Source organism: Micromonospora sp. NPDC020750, assembly GCF_044334565.1.
In the GTDB taxonomy this organism is placed as follows: domain Bacteria; phylum Actinomycetota; class Actinomycetes; order Mycobacteriales; family Micromonosporaceae; genus Micromonospora.
This window is the reverse complement of the sequence record NZ_JBIRTH010000008.1, coordinates 376,712-395,682: the sequence shown is the minus strand read 5'-3', so window position 1 is coordinate 395,682 and position 18,971 is coordinate 376,712. Positions and strand designations below refer to the sequence as shown.

Annotated in this window: 14 protein-coding genes and 1 riboswitch; of the genes, 8 read left to right on the top strand and 6 right to left on the bottom strand. The window is 70.8% G+C overall.

Annotation, left to right across the window (positions count from 1 at the left end; translation table 11 throughout):
* Nucleotides 1-547 precede the first annotated feature (547 nt).
* From ACH4T9_RS24975 to ACH4T9_RS24960, 4 genes are all read left to right on the top strand, one after another.
* Nucleotides 548-1,078, top strand: coding sequence for a MarR family winged helix-turn-helix transcriptional regulator (locus tag ACH4T9_RS24975; protein WP_396673765.1), 531 nt, complete (start codon nucleotides 548-550; stop codon nucleotides 1,076-1,078).
* Nucleotides 1,079-2,070: 992 nt separating this feature from the next.
* Nucleotides 2,071-3,909, top strand: coding sequence for an SCO2524 family protein (locus ACH4T9_RS24970; protein ID WP_396673764.1), 1,839 nt, complete (start codon nucleotides 2,071-2,073; stop codon nucleotides 3,907-3,909).
* Nucleotides 3,910-4,839 carry an SCO2523 family variant P-loop protein gene (locus ACH4T9_RS24965; protein WP_387022133.1) on the top strand — a complete coding sequence of 310 codons (930 nt, stop codon included), beginning with the start codon at nucleotides 3,910-3,912 and terminating at the stop codon, nucleotides 4,837-4,839.
* The gene (locus ACH4T9_RS24960; RefSeq protein ID WP_396673763.1) at nucleotides 4,824-5,801 is read left to right on the top strand and encodes an SCO2522 family protein; all 978 of its coding nucleotides are present in this window, start codon (nucleotides 4,824-4,826) and stop codon (nucleotides 5,799-5,801) included. The genes ACH4T9_RS24965 and ACH4T9_RS24960 overlap by 16 nt, the downstream gene beginning before the upstream one ends.
* A gap of 10 nt (nucleotides 5,802-5,811) precedes the next feature.
* Here ACH4T9_RS24960 and ACH4T9_RS24955 read toward each other — a convergent pair whose 3' ends face one another.
* Nucleotides 5,812-6,768 (bottom strand): SCO2521 family protein, encoded by a 957-nt coding sequence (locus ACH4T9_RS24955; protein ID WP_396673762.1) that lies wholly within the window; start codon nucleotides 6,766-6,768, stop codon nucleotides 5,812-5,814.
* A gap of 299 nt (nucleotides 6,769-7,067) precedes the next feature.
* Between ACH4T9_RS24955 and ACH4T9_RS24950 the strand changes: the two genes are divergently transcribed.
* The 3 genes from ACH4T9_RS24950 to ACH4T9_RS24940 all read left to right on the top strand — a co-directional run bounded on the left by ACH4T9_RS24950 (nucleotide 7,068) and on the right by ACH4T9_RS24940 (nucleotide 13,701).
* On the top strand, nucleotides 7,068-11,273 hold the full coding sequence (locus tag ACH4T9_RS24950; protein WP_396673761.1) for a HEAT repeat domain-containing protein: 4,206 nt from the start codon (nucleotides 7,068-7,070) through the stop codon (nucleotides 11,271-11,273).
* A 117-nt stretch (nucleotides 11,274-11,390) separates the two neighbouring features.
* The gene (locus ACH4T9_RS24945) at nucleotides 11,391-13,199 is read left to right on the top strand and encodes a RyR domain-containing protein (RefSeq protein WP_396673760.1); all 1,809 of its coding nucleotides are present in this window, start codon (nucleotides 11,391-11,393) and stop codon (nucleotides 13,197-13,199) included.
* The gene (locus ACH4T9_RS24940) at nucleotides 13,189-13,701 is read left to right on the top strand and encodes a hypothetical protein (protein WP_396673759.1); all 513 of its coding nucleotides are present in this window, start codon (nucleotides 13,189-13,191) and stop codon (nucleotides 13,699-13,701) included. The genes ACH4T9_RS24945 and ACH4T9_RS24940 overlap by 11 nt, the downstream gene beginning before the upstream one ends.
* Nucleotides 13,702-13,710: 9 nt before the next feature.
* Here the strand turns inward: ACH4T9_RS24940 and ACH4T9_RS24935 are convergent, their stop codons facing one another.
* Nucleotides 13,711-14,505, bottom strand: a complete 795-nt coding sequence (locus ACH4T9_RS24935) for an SCO2525 family SAM-dependent methyltransferase (RefSeq protein WP_396673758.1) — start codon at nucleotides 14,503-14,505, stop codon at nucleotides 13,711-13,713.
* Between the two features lie 385 nt (nucleotides 14,506-14,890).
* Here ACH4T9_RS24935 and ACH4T9_RS24930 point away from each other — a divergent pair, with 385 nt between their 5' ends.
* Entirely contained in the window at nucleotides 14,891-15,619 is a 729-nt protein-coding gene (locus tag ACH4T9_RS24930; protein WP_396673757.1) for a cobalt-precorrin-6A reductase, read from the top strand.
* A 45-nt stretch (nucleotides 15,620-15,664) separates the two neighbouring features.
* On the opposite strand, the gene ACH4T9_RS24925 is transcribed toward ACH4T9_RS24930, so the two are convergent.
* The 4 genes from ACH4T9_RS24925 to cobC all read right to left on the bottom strand — a co-directional run bounded on the left by ACH4T9_RS24925 (nucleotide 15,665) and on the right by cobC (nucleotide 18,958).
* On the bottom strand, nucleotides 15,665-16,450 hold the full coding sequence (locus ACH4T9_RS24925; protein ID WP_396673756.1) for a CbtA family protein: 786 nt from the start codon (nucleotides 16,448-16,450) through the stop codon (nucleotides 15,665-15,667).
* Between the two features lie 102 nt (nucleotides 16,451-16,552).
* A complete protein-coding gene (locus tag ACH4T9_RS24920) occupies nucleotides 16,553-16,762 on the bottom strand; it encodes a CbtB-domain containing protein (RefSeq protein ID WP_350884765.1) in 210 nt (69 codons plus the stop codon).
* A 52-nt stretch (nucleotides 16,763-16,814) separates the two neighbouring features.
* Nucleotides 16,815-16,876, bottom strand: a riboswitch (cobalamin riboswitch).
* A 1-nt stretch (nucleotide 16,877) separates the two neighbouring features.
* Nucleotides 16,878-17,930, bottom strand: coding sequence for a uroporphyrinogen-III C-methyltransferase (cobA, locus tag ACH4T9_RS24915; protein WP_396673755.1), 1,053 nt, complete (start codon nucleotides 17,928-17,930; stop codon nucleotides 16,878-16,880).
* The gene (gene cobC, locus ACH4T9_RS24910) at nucleotides 17,921-18,958 is read right to left on the bottom strand and encodes an Rv2231c family pyridoxal phosphate-dependent protein CobC (protein ID WP_396673791.1); all 1,038 of its coding nucleotides are present in this window, start codon (nucleotides 18,956-18,958) and stop codon (nucleotides 17,921-17,923) included. Before cobC ends, cobA begins: the two co-directional genes overlap by 10 nt.
* Nucleotides 18,959-18,971 lie beyond the last annotated feature (13 nt).

Here is an 18,971-nt window from a genome sequence, read left to right as displayed (position 1 = left end):
CGGGTCACCGCGAGCGGGGGTGGCGGTTGTGATCAGGGTGGCGGCGGGGCGTCGTGCGGCGATGCCACGAGGGGGGAAGCCGCGGCCGGAGGGCCGACGACGTCGCCGAGGGGGTCCGGATCGGTGGTGCCAGGTCCGGCCAGGGACGCGTCGCGCTCGGCGGGGGAGGCGCTGGCGGGTCGCCGCCGGGCGGAGGTGGCGCGAATCGGGAACGGTGGCCGGTGCAGTGCCTGGCCTGGCTGAAGGGTGTAGTCGGCCGCCTGCGTGAGCTGGCGTGCCAGGAAGTGGCGGCAAGGAGGATGGCGGCAAGTGTGGCGGCGGTCGCGAATGAGGACCGGCCGGCGGAGTGCAGCAGGGCCATGAGGGCGGCGGGCAGGCCCGCAATCAGCGTGGTCATGGAGCGGGCGGCCGCCAGGGGCCTCCGCGGGCCGGTGGGTCGGGCATCGCCAGGGCGGTGACAAGCATGATGATCTCCGCTGAGTAGTTCGTCTTACCAACCTTCGATACTTTGGTTGGCATTGCGAACCATGTCAACTAGCATGCGGACATGACCACCGATGAGCCGGCTGCTGGCGTCTCCACGGACCCTCTCGTGGACGCCCTCGTCCGCAACGCCTTTCAGGTGATGGGCGTGCTCACCCGGGTCGGCGCCGAGCATGACCTGTCGTTGACGCAACTGCGGGTGCTTGGCCTGCTGCGCGATCGCAGGCCGCGGATGACCGAGTTGGCCACGTTCCTCGGCCTGGACAAGTCGACGATGTCCGGCTTGATCGACCGTGCCGAGCGCCGGGGGCTGCTCGCACGTGGCAAGAGCGCCGAGGACCGCCGAGCCGTTGACGTGTTCCTCACTGCGGCCGGACTTGAACTGACCGAGCGGCTCTACGGCGAGGTCAGGATCGCGCTGCTGCCGGCCACCGGCCGTCTGGACCGGGAACAGCGCCATCGGCTCACCGAACTGATCGAACCAATTCTCAATCCTGTCACTGGTGCCGGGGAGCCCTCGCCGAGGAGAACCCCGGCGCGACGCCCGGAACTCGCTGCCGACGCGGCCCCGATTGTGGATCCCGGGCCGGGATAGGTGTGGCCCATCACCGAGGCGGAGTTTGTTGCCCGCGGCGTACAGTCCGTCGATCACTGTGCCGTCCTCTCGCAGCGCACGGCCGTCGGGATCGGTGAGCATGTTCGAGCATGTGGTGGCCGAGGTCGACGCAGGGCTCCGACTCGTTGGCGAATCGGTCGCTGCGGGGCTGTGGACCGGGCCTCGTATCTGCTACATCGACAGAGCACGTGAGACAGGGCCGAGCGAACGAGGCCGGTACAGTTTCCGCTTCCTCAACCCAGAATCGCCCAGAGAGCTGTGCGGCGTCAGCTGCGGGAGGGGGATTCTGCGGGCGAGGCCAACCCGTCCGGTCGACGGAACGTTTCCTGGACCGCCGGCTTCCGGTGATCGAGTGGGCAACCTGCGGCGGTGCGGGATGCTGGGTCTCCGCAGATCACGATCACGTTCGAACCCCAGATCGTGCGGCAGCGGCGCCTGTCGGGGGGGCGACGAGGCGGTGTTTGTCGTTGTATGCCACGGGTTTGACGACCGAAGAGATCTGCGCGTACTTCGCCGAGATCTACGGGCGTCCGTCGAACCAGGGATCTCGCGGATCACCGACAGGGTGATCGAGGAGATGGCCGACTGGTCCCACCGCCCGTTGGACGGGATCTGCGCGGGCGGTGTCCGTCGACGCCACCGTGGAACCGGCCGTTCCACGTCGAGCTCGGAGCGCGACGGGCCGGCCCGCGAAGGGCGCGAGGTTCTGGATGAGCGTGCTGACCGACCTACGCAACCGCAGCGTCAGGACGTGTTCTTCCTCGTCCGCGACGGGCTGAAGGGCCTGCCTGAGGTGGCCACGAACGGGCGGCCCCAGACTGTTATACAGACGCGCCATCGAGGTAATCGAGTGGCACTCGACTGGCCCGGTACCATGTTGTTGCACGTCGGTATGGATCACCGTAGATCATCGGGTGAACGGCAGGACCAGCGGGTTTCAGGTCGACGACTACAACAGACGGCGGTGAATCGTGCGGATACAGCCGCGCCAGGAGATCCTTGACATCTGGCGGGCCACGGTGCGCAGTTGCTGGCAGAACGGTGAATGGCACTGGGGTGGTCGGAGTGGCACCAACTCGATCAGCGATGCCGAGCAACTCCTGACCCTGCTACTCCCGGCGGCCAAGGTCCCCGCGCTGTCGCTCGACGACCCGGACCGCGCCGACGACGAGGTGATCGAGGCGCTCAGCCCGATCGGCGGCGCGATCGAAATTCCCCGCCGGCTGGTCGGCGTGATGATCGACTATTTCACGCGGTACACCGACGACACCGGCACCCCGACCTTCAGCGGCGGAAGCTACCTCACCCCGCTGGACGGCGGCCCGGAGCTCACCGACGAGCAACGCTCCCTGGACATCGTCGACTCTTTCGCGGTGTCCGTCACGCTGGCCCTGGCAACGATCGGTTTCGTCAAGGTCTACCGCAACTCCACCCAGCGGCGCGACTTGCTTGCGCAACTGGACGCCCTGGACGAGATGGCCAGCGCGCGGCTCACCGCGGCCATGGTCGGCCTGCTTCGCAGCTTCAGCACCTTCGTCTTCACCGCCTCCGACGAATACGGCCTCCGGCTGTGCGACATGATCAATCAGGACGAGCTGCCGCGCCGGGAACTCGTGGCGTCGCTACGCGAACAGCTGCGGGAAACGATGGCCAGCCTGCGCAGCGTGATAATCGGGTCGGGTCGGGTGACCGAGGATCTGGACAACAGCGAGATGCTGTTCGAGTGCGGCTGGTCGTGGGGGATCATCGCCGGGGCCGAGGAGGTGCCGACCACCGAGTCGATCGGCCTGCAGCGTGAGGGATCGGCGGAGAACGCTCCCTACCTCTACTTCACCGTCATCGCGATGGACGCGATCGAGGATCTGAACTCCGAACGCACCCGCCTGCTCGGGTTGCTCAACGAGGAGCAGCAGCGGCTGTCGCGGGCCCTGCTGCTGCGCTGGGAGCTGACCCGGACCTACTGGGCGACGGTGGCGACCTTCGGCAACCGCCGGCGGTGGCCCATCGAGGACATTCCCTGGCGGACGACCGACGGCGACCGGACCGACTACTACACCCTCCAGGCCACGTCGCTGGCGGTGAAGGGCCTGGTCGCCGGCGGGCGCGGCGATGAGGAGCTCGGCCGGATCGCCTCGGTGCTGGTGGAGCTGGCGCAGCGGGCGCGGATCACCCGCCGCGCCTCGCCCGACGAGCCGGCGCTGTTCGTGCACGCGCCGGGCAAGCAGGTGACCCTGAACGCCGACCGGTCCAAGCCGATCATGTCGTGGAACGTCAACGAATACTCCACGGTGCTGCTTCAGCGGGCCACTACCGTCGCTGGTCTGCTGAGCAACGCCCGGCGGCGCAGCGAGCTGCTCGAACTGGCCGACGAGGTGTGGGATCACCTGCTGCTGCGGCGTATCCCCGACGGCCGGCACCGTGGCCTGTGGGATCATGCCGGCGGCGCCTTCCCCGGGCTGGCCCCCAAGCCGGACGCGCCCTCCTGGTACCTGACCGAGCGGGTGGTGCAGGGGCTGGTCAGCGCCGGTCAGCTGCTCTGGGAGCGGCCGTTCCCGCGAGCCAACCGGCTCGCCACGTATGCGCAGGACCTCATCGACGAGGCCGAGTACCTTTTCGACCGGGAGTTGATGCGCGGCACGTTCGCCGGGGAGGCGATGCAGCGCAGCATGCGCAGCATCCGGGCCAGCCTGCGCCGGGCGCAGCTGGTGGTGGATGAACGCCCTGGCACCGCGGCGGCCCTAGCAAACACCCTGCTGCTGCTGCTCAACGACATCGCCACCGGGCAGCAGAAAGCCAGCGAGGGGATCTGAATGCTGGTCTTCGTCACGTCACACAAGGGCGGCACCGGGCGTTCGGTGACCGCGGCGAACATCGCCTACCGCAGCGCGCTGTCCGGCCGCCCCACCTGCTACCTCGACTACGATTTCGGCTCGCCGACGGCCGGCATCACGTTCCAGATCCCGCAGGCGGTCAACGGCGTGGAGGGTGCCGGGCCCAACGGTGGCGGGCTGCACCGGTACCTGCGGGGGGAGATCCCGTCTCCGGAGCAGTTGGACGTCTGGGGCACCTCGGAGCGGGCCAGCCTGCGCCAGCGGCCCACCGGGTCCGGTCCGCTGGTGCTCCTGCCCGGGCAGCGCAACGGCAGCGAGTTCGGTTTCACCAACGACATCGCCAAGCGCTGCGCCGAACTCTTCCTCCGTCTCGAAGAGGAGTTCGACCTCACCCTGGTGGATCTCAGCGCAGGCCGGTCGTACGCCAGCCAGATCGCGCTGGCCGCGACCGCCACCCCGACCCTGCGCAAGGTCACGGTTCGCTGGCTGGTCTTCCACCGGTGGACTCCCCAGCACGTCACCGCGGCCTCGGACCTGGCCTTCGAGGCGGGTGGGATCGTGGCGATGGGCAAGGAGTACGGCCACGAGCCGGACCGGCTCCGCGAGTCACTGCGGTTCATCCGTACGGCGGTGATCGATCCACGAGGCCCCGAGGTCGGCCACCTCGACCTCGCGCAGCAGGCATTCCTGCGCAAGTGCGACGCGGAGCTGTCGGAGCTGGCCCGACGGCGGGGCGTCGGGCGCACCACGCTGCTCGGCGCGGTGCCGCTGGATCCTCTGCTGCAGTGGCGGGAGCAACTCATCTCGGACCACGACGTGCAAAGCAAGATCGCGAACGTGAAGACCGTGGACGCCTTCGTTGATTTGACCGAGAAGCTCTTCGACGAGACGGCATGGGAGATTGTGTGATCAGCGTGGACATCAGGTTCCAGGAGGCAGCTGCGGTGCGTCGTACAGAGAGCGTGGCGTACTCGCACCTGTCGGTGGAGTTGGGGCACTTCTACGCGGAGGACTTCGGCGACGGGTGTCAGGAGCTGCGCCGCAAGTTCGAGCGGATCGCAACCTGGTCGAGCGCCATCCCGGCCCTGGCCGGGCAAGGGCTGCCACCGGGCCGCCAGCCGCGGATCAGCACCTGCTTCATGGTGGACGACTACTTCCACCGCTTTGGTACGCCGCACGAGGTGATCCCGCAGGTACAGAGCGCCGCAGCGGAGCACGGACTGGCGTTGGACTATGTCGCACGGGAGTCCAGTTTCGCCCGTCACGACGGGCTCGATCTGGCCCAGTTGGTGGTCGACACACTGGTGGTGGAACCGCCCCGGCACACCACCGGCAGTCGCCCACCGCTGAGCGAGTCGGGCTGGCTCTCCAACGGCAAGCGGTCGCCCGGGCATGTCGACGCCCCGGCGATGACCCTGCCCCGGCCGTGGTCCCCGCCGGTGCAGTCCGGCGATCCCCAGCATTCCATCTTCGTCGACATCGAGTTGTGGTCCGGCGAGCCGCAGACCCGGGTGTGGGCGTGCGCGCTGCTCGCCTCGGTCTGGCAGTTGACCCGCCTCGGCGTGCTACGGCACCGGGGCGAGACGATCCGGCAGCCGTGCCGGCTCACCGGGGAACTGCCGACCAACTGGGATGAGATGCCGGCGATCCTCCAGCTCAACCCGAGCGCCGCGCCGTTCTGCGCGTACCGCACGCTGACCCTGATGGACAGCCAGTACCTGCCGGTCGAGTTGGCCGTACGGACCATCCTCGGCCAGGTGGCGGTACCGCCGGCCATCGCGCAGCAGGTCGCCAAGCGCGCCGGCGGGGAGGGCCTGCGACTGCCCAGCGAGTTGGTCGACCGGTTGAGCTACGTGTTCATCGGCGAGTGAGCGCGCGCGCTCAGCGCCGGCAGGGCTGGTTGACCGCCATCCGGTCGGCCAGGTCGCGTAGCAGGGTCATGTTGCTCACGCTGATCTGGTCCCGGATCCAGTTGACCGACGACTTCCACTGCCGGCTGAAACCGGGCACCTGCTCCAGCCGGTCCCAGACCGGCCGCAGCCGCGGATGGACCCGAGCGCCCGGCAGCCACAGGTGCAGCAGGTGTTCCAGCACCGGCCGCAGCCGCTCGATGTGCTCCTGTCCGGCGGCCGGCCGGGTGACCGCGGCCTCCATCAGGGAGGAGAGCATGGTGAGTAGCCAGTCGTGCAGCGCGAGATCTTCGCAGAGGCCGGCCACGGCGGCCGGCACGTCCTGCGGGTCGACCACGAGTTCGACCGTACGCAGCGTGGGGGAGTCCACGGTGATCACCGCCGAGACCTCCCGGTCCGGCGCCTGGTTGACCCGCGTGGTCCAGCGCAGCCGGGTACGCGCCGCGCGCAGCGGCGGGCGCCGGTCCAGCAGGTCGGACATCTGCACGCCGTCGATCACCCGGCCGGTGATCGCCTCGAGGTTGAGCACGTCCGCGTTGTTGCCGTGCAGGAAGCCCGCGATCAGGTCCGGTGCGTCCAACTTGCCGACCGTCTCCAGGACGCCGGGATTGGCCAGGTAGTGCGACCAGGGCTGGCGGCGCTTTCCATCGACGACCTGGATGACCGAGGACGCCTGTACGATCCGGCCGCCGGTGATGATGGCCCGGGTGACCACCGCGCCCACCCCGCGCAGTTGGCGCTGCCTGGCGCTGGGTAGCCAGCAGTCCACTCCGGTGCGGACGTCCGGTGACACCGCGTAGAGCGACGGGCGCCGAGAGGTCAACACCATCTCGCCCTCGATCAGGCTGAGCACCTCGGAGCTCTGCTCCTGGGACAGTGCCGTGCTGTGCTGCAGCAGGCTGGTGTGCACCTCACCCACCGTGAGCATGGCTTCCTCCGCATCGCTGCCACCGGTCCGTGGTCGCCCGCGGACTGCCGTCCCATGATGATTGATGCCCGCCGCCGTGACCCGCACCGACACGGATTTGTGTGGATTTGCCGGAACCCCTCCGCGCGCGGAATTCGGCTTGCCCGGATCCCCAACTGTCCCGGCGGCCATCATAGGCCCACGGTTGATGGGATTCCCAAGCGGTAGCGGTGGCGAGCATTCGCGGGTCAGAAGGATGTGACAGCAACTGATATTTTGAATGGTGCGGTCGCCAGCCACTCCCTGGAGTTTGCCGTCCCATGAAGGTCTACATTTCGGCCACCCAAAAAGACCTGCTGGAATATCGCGCTGCCGTCCACGTCGTGGCACGCCGTCTGGAAATCGAGGACGTGGCCATGGAGGCGTACAGCGCCGACATCCGGCCGCCGCTGGAACGCTGCCTGACCGACGTGCGTCGGTGCGATCTCTACGTGGGGCTGTTCGCCTGGCGATACGGGTTCCGCCCGCCCGGCCAGGGGTCCTCCATCACCGAACTGGAGTACCGCGAGGCCCTCGCCGCCGGCAAACCCTGCCTGATCTTCCTGCTCGCGGAGGACACGCCCTGGCCGGTTCACATGATCGACCGGGACGCTGACTGGCAGCAGGTCGTCGCGCTGCGCCGGGAGCTCAAGGAGCGCCACCTCTGTGCCTTCTTCTCTTCGGTGGACGACCTCTCCGCCAAGGTGACCGTGGCACTGGCCGAAGTGCGTAGCGGGCGGTCCCCGGCCCGCGAGCCCGCCGACCCGGACGCCCACCTGCCGGAGGCCGTGCGCAGCCAGTACTACAAACAGCTGGCGCTGAGATACCAGGCTGTTCCGCTGGACGCGGTCTCGCCCCGCCCCACCATCGGCTACCTCACGGTCGGGTTGTCGGAGGTGTTCGTGGAACCCCGGGTCCACGAGGACACCCGGCCGGAAATGCCGCTGGCCTGGTGGCGCTGGGCGGGCTCCGCCGCGGACGGCAGTGCCCGCGGGCTGCCCGGGGTGGTCAACCCGGAAGAGGTCGAGCGGCTCTGGGAGGAGTACGCCGCCAAGGACGCGCTGGTGTTGTTCGACGTGGTGTGCGATCAGGGCCGGCGGTCGATCGTGCTGCTCGGCGATCCCGGCTCCGGCAAGTCGGCGGCCGCGCGGTACCTGGCGCTGGCGCTGGCCGGGAAATGCTCCGAGCCCAGGCTGGCGGCGCTGGACGGATACCTGCCCGTCCTGATCGAACTGCGGTCCTACGCCGCGCACTGCGGCGACGGGCGGTGCGACGGCCTGCTGGACTACGTCGGCCACCGCCACCAGCAGGGACTGGCCGGGGGGATCGACCAGGACGTGCTGAAGGCGTACCTGCACCAGGGCGGCCAGGCGCTGTTCCTCTTCGACGGCCTGGACGAGGTGTTCGACCCGGTGCAGCGGGAGGAGGTGGCCGCCCAGATCGGCGCGTTCGTCAGCGAGTACCCGGGGGTGCGGACGGTTGTCACGTCGCGGGCGGCCGGATACCTGCGGCACACCTTCGCCAACGCCGGCTTCGACCACTTCACCCTGGAGGATCTCGACGACGAGCGGATCGCCCGGTTCCTCGGCAACTGGTACCGCTACGTGATGCCCACACCGGCGGCGGAGGCGGACCGGCAGCGGCGACAGATTCTCGACGTGGTGCACAGTTCCCGGGAGATGCACGAGATCGCCGGCAACCCGTTGCTGCTGATGCTCATGGCGATCGTCGGCCGGGACCACCCGCTGCCCCGCAACCGGCGCCGGCTCTACGAGCACGTCACCGACGTACTGATCTCCGAGTGGGACGTGACCAAACAACTGCGGGAGAGTCACGGCGACGTGCCGCAACTGGATCTGCAGGCGAAGCGCCGGCTGGTGCGCCACCTGGCGTATCGGATGCAGTTTCGGGGGTCCGGTCCGGCCGGAAACTACGTAGAATCCGACGAATTGGCGCGCATCTTCCGGGACCACCTCGTCGCCTTCTACGGTTTTGACAACGAGCGGGCGTTCACCCTGGCCTACTCGATGATCGACCAATTGCGGCAGCGAAGCTTCATCCTGGAACGGTACGGATTGCGGCTGTTCGGGTTCGTGCACCGCACGTTCCTGGAGTTCTTCTGCGCTGAGGAGATCGTGGACAGGTTCGAGCACGATCCGGACGCCTGGGGCCTCGACCAACTGCGCGTGCTGTTCCGCGAACACTGGGCCGACCCGTCCTGGCGGGAGGTGCTCCGGCTGGTCGCCAGCGACCTGCCCGCCCGGGCCGCCAATGACCTGGTCACTCTGCTCGCCGCCGAGGCCAACCGGCCCTGGCCACCGCTGAATCTGACCGGCCCGCCATGGCACCTGGTGCTGGCCGCGCAGTGCGTGGCGGAGGCGGCGCACCCCGTCGAGCTGGCCGGCGCGGGCGACGCGGTGCTGTGCCAGGTCGTGCGGTTGATCGAACACGGCATCTCCGCCGACGACCCCAACCTGGTGGAACTCACCGAGCAGGAGCTGCTCTCCTCGATCCGGGTGCTCGGGCCTGGCTGGCCCGGCCGCGACGCCTTCCTGCAGTGGTACCGCCGTCGCGGAGTACGGAGCAGTTGGCGCTCCGGCTCCGCGTTCGCCACCCGGATCGCCGTGGTGCTCTCCACCGCCGAGGAGCAGCTGACGCAACTGCTGGTCCGGGAGCTCGGGCAGGGCCGCGAGAGGCAGGCCCACCTCACCCTGGTCGCGGGGCTGGCCGAGACCGCTGGGCGGCTGGACGTCATCGGCCGCAGCCGCCGCCGATGCCGGGACCTGCTGCTCGCCCAGGCACAGGTCGAGGTCTCCACCGCGGTGCGGCAGGCCGCCGTACGGGCGCTGGTTGCGCACTTCGGCGCCGACGTCGATTACGTCGACGTGCCGCGTGACCTCGCCGACTCACCCGATGTCGCGGTGCGTGCGTTGGCCGTGCAGTCCCTCGGCGGCCGGACCGAGCTGGCCGAGGACGCCCGCCAGGTGCTGGCCAGGGCCACCGAAGACCCCGCCGCCGCAGTGCGGCGGGCCGCCGCCGAAGTGCTCGCCACGCGCTGCGCCACCCTGCCGGACGCAGCTGGGACACTGCAGCGGTTGCTGACCACCGACACCGACCCCGGCGTGGTGCAGTGCGCGCTGAAAGGGCTGCTGACCCTGCCGGATCACGCCGAGGCCGCCCGCGCGGGGGCGCTGCGGCGGGTGACCGGCGACGCCCCGGACGAGGTGCGGCGTTGCGTAGTGACCGAACTGCTGCCCGGGCGGGCCAGCCCGGAGAGCACCGAGCTGTTGCTGAAGCTGGCCTGCTCCGACACCTCCGCGCGGATCCGCGCGGTGGCCGTGCAGCGGCTGGCGCTCGTAGCTGACCCGGAGGGGCGCTGCCGAGCCCGGCTGATCGATCGGATCGAGCAGGACGAGGACGCCGCGGTGCGGGCCGCCGCCGTGGCCGCGCTGATCGACCGGGACCGCGCCGACCTCACCGGATGGAACGTGGCCAGGCACGCGGCTCGTGCCGACGAGGACGCGACGGTACGCCTCGCCGCGGTGCGCGCGCTGGCCGAGGCGTACCCGGACCACCGCACCGGAGAACTGCTGCTGGAACGAGCTCGCCGCGATCCGACCGCCAGCGTCCGGCTCGCCGCGGTCGACCTGCTCACCGCCCGTCCGTCGCGCGGCGAGGCGACTCGTGATCTGCTCATCAGCCGCGCCTCCCAGGAGCGGGACCCGATCGTCCGGTTACGGGTCACCCTCCGCCTGGCCCGCCTCGCCGACCCGCCCGACCCTGAGGTGCTGGCGTGCCTGGCCGAACAGGCAAGCCGGGACCCTGACCCGAACGTGCTGCGCGCCGCCGCCCAGGCGCTGGCCCGGTACGGCGAGACCGACGGCCTGGTGGAGACGCTGTCCCGGCGGGCCCGCCGGGACAGCTACGTCGGCATCCGACTGGCCGCCGTGCAGGCTCTCTGCAAGCACGGGAGCCCCGATGTGGTGACTGACGTGCTGCTGGAGTGCGTCGAGTCGGACACCGACCCCACGGTGTTCGACGCGGCGGTGCGCTGCCTGACCGAGCAGGGGTCGGCATCCATGGCGGTGACCCTGCGGCTGATGCGCCGCCTGGCTGACCAGGACCCGGCGATCCGCGCACGCATCGCCGCCGCCCTCGGCACGCACTTCGGGGCGGACCCGGAGGTCCGGGTGCTGCTGGTGGGGTTGGTCCGCGACGACCCGGACCTCGAGGTCCGGCGCCGGGCCGTGGAACAGCTGGGAGCCATGCTGGCCGACCCGGACCTGCTGCTACGGCTGGCGGACGACGACGACTGGGAGATCCGGCGCACCGCGCTGCTCGCGCTGACCCGGCACTACTGTGGCGACACCCGCACCCGCGACGTGCTTCTGCGGCTGGCCCACCAGGAGGACGGCGGCACTGTGCGGCGGCTGGCCGGGCAACTGCTTGCCGCGCTGCCTGACACCGGGCCCGACGACTTCCCGTGACCGGGCCCGACCGCTCGCCCGGCCGGCGTTGGTGGCGTCGCCGATGAACAGGTCGGGGGTGCCGGATTGTACGCGCCGAGGCCGGTTGTATCGATCCCGTCAAATACCATGTGGCTCATGACAGACCCGGCCGCTGGCTCGTCCCGCCTGGCCGTATGGTGGCTGCGAGTCGTGTTCGGAGTCATCGGACTGGGCGCCTTCATCCTCGGCTACGTCGGCTTCGAGCGCCTGCTTGAGTCCCGGCCTGACACCGCGCACAATCCGTATGACGTGTTCTACTACGATTTGCAGCTCTTCGTTCTCGGCGCCGAGCCCTTCCAGGACGCCGGGCCATACCCGTGGCAACTGCAGGTTGCGCGGTTCGCCGCCCCGCTGTTCACGCTGCTCGCCGTGGCCGAGGCAAGCCGGCTGCTGCTGGCCGCCGAGAGCCGCCGCCTGCGGGCCCGGCGGGCCCGCAACCACGTCCTGGTCTGCGGCGACTCCCAGTTCGCCCACATGCTCGCCGACCGGCTCTTCGCCGACGGCGAACGCGTGGTCGTGGTGCGCTCCGTACCGTTCGGACCGCTGGAGTACCGCCTACGCCGCTATCTCGGTGTCATCGGCGACCCGGCCAGCCCCGCGGTGTTGCGCGGCGCCGGCCTGTCCCGGGCCCACACCGTCTACGTGTGCAGCGAGGACGACGACCGCAACCACGCCATCGCCAACACCGCCAGCCGCCTCATCCAGGACCGCCGGCAACCACCCCGCGTCTACGTACTGGTCCACGACTCCGAGATGTGCCTGTCCCTACAGGCCCGACGACTCGGTGCCGTCGGATTCAACCGGCTGCGGCTGGACTACTTCCACGTCGACGACGTCGCGGCCCGCGCACTGCACCGACACCACCCGCTGCCGCGCCCCAGCGGCCGGCCCGCCAGGGTGCTCATCGCCGGCACCGGCAGCTTCCGCCGGACCCTCCTGGTGGAAACCGCCCGGCACTGGCGGGCACGCCTGGCCGACACCCCGGCCGGCCACCTGCCGCCCCCGCTGCGGGTGGACCTGGCGGCCCCGGACGCCAGCACCGAACTCGCCTCCGTGGCGTCCCGCTATCCGTTCCTGACCGCCGCCTGCGAGATCACCGCGTACGATCTGGAGCTCGACCGGCTCGCGAGGTTCGACCGGCTCGACCGCCGCCGCTACGACCGCATCTACATCTGCGCCCCGGACGAGACCAACGGGCTGCAGTTCGTGCTGGACACGCCCGCCCTCTGGCAGAGCGCGGAGAGTTCGGTCTTCGTGCCGGTCTACCGGCAGGCAGCGCTTGCCGCCGCCTTCCACGGCGATGCCCGCCACGATCTGCTCGACGAAGTACACGGCAAGCTCCGCCTCTATCCGGTGTTGACGCACGCCTGCGATGCCCGGCTGATCGCCGAGGACCTCACCGAGCGGCTGGCCCGGCTGATCCACGAGCGGTACCTCCAGGCACAGCAGCGCGCCGGGGTGCGCCCCGGCGGCGCGCCGGCGATGGTGGGCTGGTCGCGACTGCCCGAGTCGCTGCGACGGGCCAACCGGGCCCACGTACAGGACATCGCCGCCAAGCTGCACAACCTCGGGTGCGTCGTGGCGCCCCGGCGCGGCGGCACCGGCGATGCTTCCGCCGCCGGAGAGGCCATCGATGACCGGATCGAGGAACTCGCCCGCCTCGAGCACGAACGGTGGTGCCGGGAACGACGCGGGGAGGGCTGGACACACGGCGAGTTCCGCGACGACATCCGGCGGCGGCATCCCGCCCTGCGGCCATGGGACGAGCTTCCCCTTGACGTCCAGGAGCAGAACCGCGCGGAGATCCGGGCACTGCCCGACGTGCTCTCCGACAGCGGGTTCGAGCTGATCCGGCTGGCACCCGCGGTGCCCAGGCAGCGGGAAGGACCGGGGGATGCAGACTGAACCCGCACCGGTGCGCGTCGGCATAGCCGGGCACATCAACCTGACCCGCGACACCGAGTTGCTCGTCGCCGACGCGCTCCGCGCCGAGTTGCGCCGGATCAGCGACCGTCCGGTGCACGGCGTCACCTGCCTGGCCGCCGGCGCCGACCAGGTCTTCGCGCGCACGCTACTGGACATGGGCGGCACGTACGAGGTGATCCTGCCCGCCCGCGACTACCGCACCGCCGTGATCGCCCCGGAGAACCGAGCGACCTTCGACGAGCTGCTCGCTCGGGCGGCAGCGGTCGTCCATCCCGGCTACGACCGCTCCGGCACGGCCGCCTACGTGGCCGCCAACCGGGAGCTGGTGCGACGGGTGCAGCGACTCGTGGCGGTCTGGGACGGTGATCCGGGCTGCCACGCGGCGGCGACGGACCGGACCGTCGACTGGGCGCGGCAGCAGGGTGTCCCGATCACGATCCTCTGGCCCGCCGGCGCCCGCCGGACGAAGGCCGGCGACTGACGTGAGGCCCTAACCGCGGCTGCGGCCGGTGGCCAGCAGCATGCTCAGATATCCGTCCCGCAGCGGCGTCCGGGGTCGGACCTCGTGGACGTCCAGGTCGTACGCGCTGGTCGCGATGCTGGCCACCACCTCGGCGCGCTGCAGCGCCACGGCCGGGAACAGGCGCTCGCCGACGTGGTAGCCGCGGGAACCGAGCATGACCGCCACGACGAAGGGCGAGCCGGGCCGCAGCGCGTGCAGGAAGCTGCCGATGGCGTGCTCGGCTTCCGCCTGGTCGGCCGATATGGAGCAGGCCACGAAGAACATCGTGCCGGCGTCCCAGGCACGCCTGGGCAGGTCGAAGACACTGGCCCGCAGCACCCGGCCCACCTGAGCCAGCCGGCCCCGTGGGTCGGTCACCGCCGAGTACGCCGGGTGCTCCGCGCACACCTGCCAGTACGGGTCCCAGAGCTCGTCGTAGCCGGCGATCTGCGTGCTCAGCCAGCGCACGTTCGACGCCGACCATTCACACAGGTCGAGCGTGCGCGCGATCGGCAGCAGCGACAGCGCCGGGTAGAGGTTCGCCCCCGACCCGACGTCGACACAGCACGCGTCGGAGAGTGTCGTTCCGGCGAAGAAGTCCCTGGTCCGGCGGAGGATTTCACGATCGTCGGCACGCAGCACCGCGTAGTTGTGCCGGACGTATGCCTGGGGGTCGAAGCTGTCCCACTCGACGTCGGAATTGGTCGGCCTCGGAGACCGGATCGACGGTGAGGGCGTCGACGACTCGCCACAACCGCCGCCAGCCGCCGGGATCAACGCCATCGAGGCGCCTCCATCCATGTTGGTGGATCACACTGGTCGTCGTTGCAGCGCTTTCCCCTACTGACCCCTGTGTAGCGGAGGCGGTGGTGGCTCGCAAGGGGCGGCACCGCGGCAACTCCTCCAGCAGGCCGGCGTCGCACGCCTGGCGCCACTCACTCATCAACCGCGAACGACCGGCTCGGAGAGAGCCCGCCGGTCCGATGGGCAGACGAGAAAGCGATACTGGAGCGGTGGACGCACAGGCTCGCCGTACCGCCCGGTTCATGGTGGCGGGCACGACTTCTGACGCAGGTAGGAAGCATCTCGATGTCGACGCGTTGCTGGGCCTGGCCGGGCATGGCGTTCCCGCCATCCCGGCGATCGGACCTCACGCGTGAGGGTCCTCGTGCTCGGCGGGACGGGGGAGGCCCGCGCTCTGGCGGCTGCGCTCGTCGAGGACGGTGCCGAAGTCGTGACCTCGCTTGCGGGACGTGTCGCGCGTCCGCGGCTGCCGGTCGGACAGGTGCGTGTCGGTGGCTTCGGTGGGATCGAGGGGCTGACGACGTACCTGGAAGGGGCCGGGGTGGGTGCCGTCGTCGACGCGACACACCCGTTCGCGGAGAGGATCAGCGCCAACGCGGCTGCGGCGTGCCCGGCAGTCGGCGTTCCGCTGCTCCGCCTGGAGCGGCCCGGCTGGGCTGGACGGCCTGAGGCGTCCGACTGGCACTGGGTCGGCGACCACGACGAGGCCGCCCGAGTGGCGGCAGGGCTGGGGACACGGCCGTTCCTCACCGTCGGGCGGCAGTCGCTCGGACGCTTCGTCGAGCCGCTGCGCCGCCACGCGTGCCTCGTGCGCGTGGTGGACGAGCCGGACATCCGCCTGCCGGCCTCCTGGATGCTGCTGCGCAGCCGTGGACCGTACACGATCGAACACGAGCGGCAGGTGATGGCAGACGCGGACGTCCTGGTGACGAAGGACTCCGGCGGAGACCACACCGTCGCGAAGCTCGAGGTCGCCGCCGAGCGGGCGATGCCGGTGGTCGTCGTCCGCCGAGCCGGCCCGCCGGGCGGTGTGCGGGTCGTCCGCGACGTCGACGCCGCGCTGGCCTGGGTGCAAGCGCTGCCGGCACACTGACCGCAGCCGCGCGGCGGGTGGTGCGCGGCTGCGGTCCGGGGCGGCTCAGAGCGTGGCGGCCAGTTCCTGGCGGCGCAGCCGCTCGGCGGCTCGGTCCGCGTCACGTCCGACCAGGCCGGTCAGCACGAAGCCGAGGACAATCCACGTCGCGGCCAGGGTAATGATCGACGAGCGGCGGAAGTACCAGAGCGTGTCGGCCGGGAAGCTGCCGACCTCGTTGACCGTCGGCAGGACGGCGCCGGCGACCACGACCACGACCAGATATGCGGCGGCACCGACCAGCACCGCGGCGTACGCGCCCAGCCGGGGCAGGACCCGCCGGGCCAGGAGCACGGCGCCGATCGCCGCGACGAGGCTCAGCGCCCAGAAGCCGAAGTACAGGGCGGTCCGCTCGCCGATCGTGTCGCCCGAGCCCACCGCCGGCGGCGTGGCAGGGTACTTGAAGAACGGCACCAGCCCCGTGGCGACGAAGCCGACGCCGGCCACCACCGCGGTGGAGGCTCGTGCTGAGAGCCTGCCCAGGCGCCCGACGGCGAACGCGGCAGCGAGCCCCGTGGCGCCGCCGAGGACGGCGCCCATCAGGATGGTGCCGGTTGCCAGGCCCCAGGTCGACTGCGTGTCGCGGGAGACCTCGGCCTCCTCACCGTGGCTGTGGGACTGCTCGGCGGTCGCGTCGTCGTGCGGGTGCCCGTCTTCGGCCGAGCCCGCCTCCTCCAGGGCGATGGCGGTGTCGATCTGAGGCTCAGCGACGACGTAGGCGACGAGGAAGGCTGCGAAACCGGCGATCAGGCCGGCCAGCAGGCCGTGTACGAGGAAGGTACGAGGGGCCATCGAAGGTCCGTTCGAGAGCCGGCTGCGGGCAGCACGAGCCGCCGGCGGGCCGGGAGCGAGAGGAAGAAGAATCCGGCCGACCGGACGGCGGACGCGCGAGCGTCAGTGGCAGGGGTAGCCCAAGACGTGTCGTGCGTCGTGCACCAACTCGTGGACGGCGGTGCCCTCGAAGACGGAGAATGCTCCCTGCTCGGCGCCCACGAAGAACAGGACGACGGCGGTGAGCAGCGCGAAGAACAGCGCCCAGGGGGCGAGCTCGCGCACGGGGATGGTGGGAACGGCGGCCGGAGCGGCCGTGGTTGCCTGAGACATGACACTCCTTGGGAATTCTGCGTCCCATCGATGAATGTTCACCTGCTGGAGGGTCTGGCTTCGCCGCGAGCGGCGTCACAGTAGCGCGACTGCGCCGGGATCACACCGGCTTCCTTCAGCAAGGTGGGACGACCATAGCAGGTATCGGGCGGGGAAACGGTGTGGCGGCTGTCATGACCGCCCACGCAGGACGCGGCTCGAGCGCGGCCACGTGACCGATGACCGCGACGGCAGGGGCGCCGATGCCGGCCGCGGCGGTGTCGGCGACGATGTGGGCGAGGGTGCTGCGGACGACCTGCTGGCTGGCCAGGCTGGCGTCCGCCACGACCGCGCACGGCGTGCCCTCGTCCAGATCGGCGGCGATGAGCGCTTCGACGATGGCAGGAAGGGTACGCACGCCCATGAGCACCACGATCGTGGTGCCGGAGCGGGCGAGGGCCGGGTAGTCGATCGACGAGTCGGGGTGGCCCGGCGGTACGTGGCCGGAGACGACGGTGAAGCCCTGGACGAGTCCGCGGTGGGTGACCGGAATGCCGGCGAGCTCAGGGCCCGCGACGCTGGACGTCACGCCGGGCACCACGGTGGTGGCGACCCCGGCGTCGGCGCACGCGGCAACCTCCTCGAAGCCGCGGCCGAACACGTAGGAGTCGCCGCCCTTGAGCCGCACGACGTGACGCCCAGCGCGTGCGTGCTCTACGAGGAGACGGTTGATCTCCTCCTGGCTGGTGCTTCGCCCGTAGGGAATCTTCGCGACGTCGACGACCTCGGCCTCCGGGCGGGCCCACGCCAGCGCCTCCCACGGCGCGAGCCGGTCGGCGACGATCACGTCGGCCTGTTCGATGGCCGCACGTCCGGCGACGGTGACCAGACCGGGGTCCCCGGGGCCGGCGCCGACCAGCGTGACATGACCGGCCCGGCCCGTCCGGGCGGGTGCGTCGGTCGTCAGGGGCGCGACGGCCCGTAGCACGACATCGAAGCAGCCCTCGTCCACGGGTGCCGTGACCCAGGTCAGACGCCGACGGAGGGCGAGGTCCTCCAGCGCGGCGCACACGGTCGGCGCTGCGACGGTGACAGATGCACCCTCACGCAGCAGCGCAGCGACCGTGGCAATGGCGCGCGGGCCCCCGTCGAGGACGAGCACGCTGCGACCGGTGACGTTCAGTTCCATGCGACGGTGAGTCCCAACGTGGTGAGCAGATGGCGGGTGGCGGCCGGCTCGCGGACGGCGATGCGCGCCCACGAGCCGTCGAGACCGGGGAAGACGTCGGTCCGGCGCACGGCCACGCCCGCGTCCCTGAGGCGCGCGTGCGCTCCGGAGCCCAGACGGGCGAGGACGAACGGGGCGTTGGACTCCGCGACCGTCAGGCCGAGCTCGCTCAGCCCGTCCACGAGCGTGCGCCGCTGCCGCACGCACAGCGCGGCCCGGCGCCCCGCCTCGGCCTCGGCCTGCGGCCCGGTGGTCGCGACGACGGCATGCAGCGCCGGGGTGCCGATCGACCAGGGCGGTTGCTGGGTTCGGAGGTCGGCGACCACGGCGGCGTCGCCCACGACGTACCCGGCGCGGATGCCGGGAATCGACCACAGCTCGGTCAGGCTCCGCACCACGACCAGCCCGGGTAGCCGGTGCGAGGTGAGCGTCTGCGGCTCGCCCGGCACGAAGCCCATGAACGTCTCGTCCACGACGACAATGCGTCCGGGGCGGCACAGGGTGCGCAGGGTCGCGGCGGCGTGCAGGCGTCCGGTCGGGTCGGCGGGGTTGCCCACCACGACGAGGTCCGCGTCGTCAGGGACGGCGCCGGGATCGAGGGCGAAGTCGTCCTCGGTCCGGCACAGGACATGGGTGACGGTGTGGCCCGCGGCGCGTAGCGCGACGTCGGGCTCGGTGAACTGGGGGTGCACGACGACCGGGCGTCGCCAAGGACGTGCTCGGGCGAGCAGGAAGAACGCCTCGGCGGTGCCGGCCGTGACGAGCACCTCGGACTCGTCACGGCCGTGGCGACGCGCCACAGCGACGTGAGCCGCGGTGGCTTCGGGGTAGGTGTCGGAGGTCGCGATCGCGTCGCGCAGCGCCCGCTCGAGCCACTCCGGGCGGGGCAGACGGCTGACGTCGACCGCCAGGTCCAGCAGATCGGCGGACAGCTCCAGGTCGCCGTGGTGGCGCAGCGGGGCTGCGGGCGGTTCGGGACCCAGCGGCACGGCGACGGCGTGC

Bases quoted from the DNA above. Each gene is read 5' to 3' on its own strand.
- ACH4T9_RS24975 (WP_396673765.1), top strand. From the start codon at position 548: ATGACCACCGATGAGCCGGCTGCTGGCGTCTCCACGGACCCTCTCGTG.
- ACH4T9_RS24965 (WP_387022133.1), top strand. From the start codon at position 3,910: ATGCTGGTCTTCGTCACGTCACACAAGGGCGGCACCGGGCGTTCGGTG.
- ACH4T9_RS24960 (WP_396673763.1), top strand. From the start codon at position 4,824: ATGGGAGATTGTGTGATCAGCGTGGACATCAGGTTCCAGGAGGCAGCT.
- ACH4T9_RS24955 (WP_396673762.1), bottom strand. From the start codon at position 6,768: ATGCTCACGGTGGGTGAGGTGCACACCAGCCTGCTGCAGCACAGCACG.
- ACH4T9_RS24950 (WP_396673761.1), top strand. From the start codon at position 7,068: ATGAAGGTCTACATTTCGGCCACCCAAAAAGACCTGCTGGAATATCGC.
- ACH4T9_RS24945 (WP_396673760.1), top strand. From the start codon at position 11,391: ATGACAGACCCGGCCGCTGGCTCGTCCCGCCTGGCCGTATGGTGGCTG.
- ACH4T9_RS24940 (WP_396673759.1), top strand. From the start codon at position 13,189: ATGCAGACTGAACCCGCACCGGTGCGCGTCGGCATAGCCGGGCACATC.
- ACH4T9_RS24935 (WP_396673758.1), bottom strand. From the start codon at position 14,505: ATGGCGTTGATCCCGGCGGCTGGCGGCGGTTGTGGCGAGTCGTCGACG.
- ACH4T9_RS24925 (WP_396673756.1), bottom strand. From the start codon at position 16,450: ATGGCCCCTCGTACCTTCCTCGTACACGGCCTGCTGGCCGGCCTGATC.
- ACH4T9_RS24920 (WP_350884765.1), bottom strand. From the start codon at position 16,762: ATGTCTCAGGCAACCACGGCCGCTCCGGCCGCCGTTCCCACCATCCCC.
- cobA (WP_396673755.1), bottom strand. From the start codon at position 17,930: ATGGAACTGAACGTCACCGGTCGCAGCGTGCTCGTCCTCGACGGGGGC.